The organism is Tardiphaga sp., assembly GCF_041424195.1.
In the GTDB taxonomy this organism is placed as follows: Bacteria; Pseudomonadota; Alphaproteobacteria; order Rhizobiales; family Xanthobacteraceae; genus Tardiphaga.
Map to the genome: position 1 here is coordinate 1 of NZ_JBGMOE010000017.1, position 2,554 is coordinate 2,554.

3 protein-coding genes and 1 pseudogene are annotated in these 2,554 nt (G+C 60.2%); 1 reads left to right on the top strand and 3 read right to left on the bottom strand.

Features of this window, described 5'->3' with window-relative positions:
* Both rpsL and ACEK02_RS02530 read right to left on the bottom strand, forming a co-directional pair.
* Positions 1–178 (bottom strand): annotated as a pseudogene (gene rpsL, locus ACEK02_RS02525) (30S ribosomal protein S12); the annotation flags it as partial.
* A 729-nt stretch (positions 179–907) separates the two neighbouring features.
* A complete protein-coding gene (locus ACEK02_RS02530) occupies positions 908–1,306 on the bottom strand; it encodes a RidA family protein (protein ID WP_371420234.1) in 399 nt (132 codons plus the stop codon).
* Positions 1,307–1,416: 110 nt separating this feature from the next.
* Here ACEK02_RS02530 and ACEK02_RS02535 point away from each other — a divergent pair, with 110 nt between their 5' ends.
* On the top strand, positions 1,417–2,013 hold the full coding sequence (locus ACEK02_RS02535; protein WP_371420235.1) for a TetR/AcrR family transcriptional regulator: 597 nt from the start codon (positions 1,417–1,419) through the stop codon (positions 2,011–2,013).
* Between the two features lie 25 nt (positions 2,014–2,038).
* Here the strand turns inward: ACEK02_RS02535 and ACEK02_RS02540 are convergent.
* A partial coding sequence (locus tag ACEK02_RS02540; protein ID WP_371420236.1) for an ATP-binding cassette domain-containing protein occupies positions 2,039–2,554 on the bottom strand: 516 nt, incomplete at its 5' end.

Below are 2,554 nucleotides of genomic sequence, written 5' to 3' on the forward strand. Positions count from 1 at the left end.
CGTTGGTCAGGCGCACCTTGGCGACCTTACGAAGCGCCGAGTTCGGCTTCTTCGGAGTCGTCGTGTAGACGCGCGTGCAAACGCCGCGCTTCTGCGGCGACTGCTGCAGCGCAGGAACCTTCTTGCGCGACTTCTGAATTGCGCGCGGAGTAGCGATCAGCTGGTTGATCGTCGGCATGTCAGCCTTCACCCTTTAGTTCGCTCGAAGCCGTAACGGCTTCCTCAAAATCACTCGGAGCAACCTGCCCCACGGTTCGCATCACATGAAAAGCTTCACGCAAAACGAAATCACGCCAACCATTCATCGCTGAACGGAAAGCGCTTAACGCCACAGAGGACCGCGATCATGACCGTCAGACTTGCGTCTTCAGATCTGCACCGAGGTCATGCATTCGAACTTAATCTCAAGAGAGAAGTCTCTCAGGAGACAAACGTCGTTTTGGCATTGCCTTGATATAGCGACAGCGTCTGAGCTTCTTGGTCGAGGTTGGTGCCCGATCAACTCCGAAAAGCCGATTGGGTGGTCCGTTCCGACACTGGCGAAGCTCACCGCCTGTCGTTGAATGGCCGGGTTGTATCCGCAGGGGATACCCAAGTCAACAATAAAGCGCGATGAAAGAAACGCTTCTCGCACTGCATCTTCTAGCATGTGGATGATGACAGAACATACGTGATTTCGACGCCCGACATGTCATCCACGACAGAATCTGCGACTCGGATTCGTTGCAGTTTGATGAAAGAGAATCGTCTTGGTTGCGAAGATTTTGCGTCTCCCTCGCCGGCCCGCATCGCCCGCGAACCGAATCCCGTCCCGAATCGGGACAACTCCGGAGAATCGCCGCGGCAGCAAATGTTACCTGGCCGCTTGTCATGGAGCGAAGCCGCCCTCGCCGGCCATGCGGACCTGTCAGGCCGAAGCCGGAAGGCGCGCAATGACCTTGATCTCGAAATCGAAGCCCGCCAACCAGTTGACCCCGACCGCAGTCCAGTTCGGGTAAGGCGCCTCGCCTATCACGGCCGTCCGAACGGCGTTGACCGCCGCGAATTGCGTGGCCGGGTCGGTGTGGAAGGTGGTCACGTCAACCACGTCATCGAACGTGCAGCCGGCAGCCTTCAGCACTGCGGCGAGGTTATCGAAGGCCAACTGCACCTGTTTCTCGAAAACCGGTTCCGGCGAGCCGTCTTCCCGGCTACCGACCTGGCCGGAGACGAACAAGAGGTCGCCCGAGCGAATTGCCGCGGAATAGCGGTTGATCTCATAGAGCGCCTGACGGCCGGCCGGAAAAATCGCGTCGCGTTTGGTCATGGTGTCAGTCCTGTTTAAAGATTATATACGCCCCGTATGTGAGCATACTCGAACATACGCTTCGTATGTCAATATGCATACGGTGCGTATGCTCCTTGCAAGGGATGGCGATGGTCGCGAGACGGCGGGCGGAAATGGTGGAGGAAACCCGGGCCAGGCTCATCCGCGCCGCCCGGACGGCTTTCGCCGCCAAAGGCTATGCGGCCGCGTCCATGGACGATCTGACCGCCGAGGCCGGCCTGACGCGCGGCGCGCTCTATCATAACTTCGGCGACAAGAAGGGTTTGCTGCAGGCCGTCATCGACCAGATCGACGCGGAGATGCTGGCGCGCATGCGCGCTGCCCATGGTCAGGCTGACACCGCATGGGACAGGTTTCTCAACGAAGGCGTGGCCTATATCGAAATGTCCCTCGAGCCGGAGATCCAGCGCATCATGCTGCTGGACGGCCCCGCCGTACTCGGCGATCCCTCGCAATGGCCAAACCAGACGGCTTGTCTGCGCACCACCACGCAGGCGATCCAGCGGCTGATCGACGACGGAACGGTCAAGCCTGTCGATGCCGAAGCGGCGGCGCGTCTGATCAACGGGGCAGCGCTGAACGCCGCACTCTGGATCGCTGCGGCTGACGACCCTCACGCGGTCCTTGAGAAAGCCGTCGAGGCCTTCCGACAACTTGCAGCGGGCTTGCTGCGAGCGGAGGCATAACCGCCTCGCGCATCTTCACAGGCGCTCACTCGTCGTCGTCATCCTCGTCATCATCATCGTCGCTGGCAGATGACCTGTGCCGCTGGTCGTCCCAGAGCTGGCGATAAGTGCCATTCAGCGCCAGCAGCTCCTTGTGCGAGCCGCGCTCAATCATCCTGCCGCCATTGATGACGATGATTTCGTCCATATCCACGACGGCCGCCAGCCGGTGGGTCGACGAAATCAAAGTGCGCCCCTTGGCGAGTTTGAACAGCGTCTTGTTGAGCGCTGCCTCGGTCGTCTGGTCGAGGGCGGATGTCGCCTCGTCCAGCAGGAGCACCGACGGATTGCGGACAATGGCCCGCGCGATCGCAAGACGCTGGCGCTGGCCGCCGGATAGCGTATCGCCGCGCTCGCCGACCTGAGTGTCATATTTGTCCGGCAGGCTCATGATGTAGCGATGAATCTCGGCCTTTCGCGCGGCTTGCTCAACTTCTTCGTCGGTGGCGCCTTCCTTGCCGAGCCGGATGTTCTCGCGGATCGACATGTTGAACAGCATGTT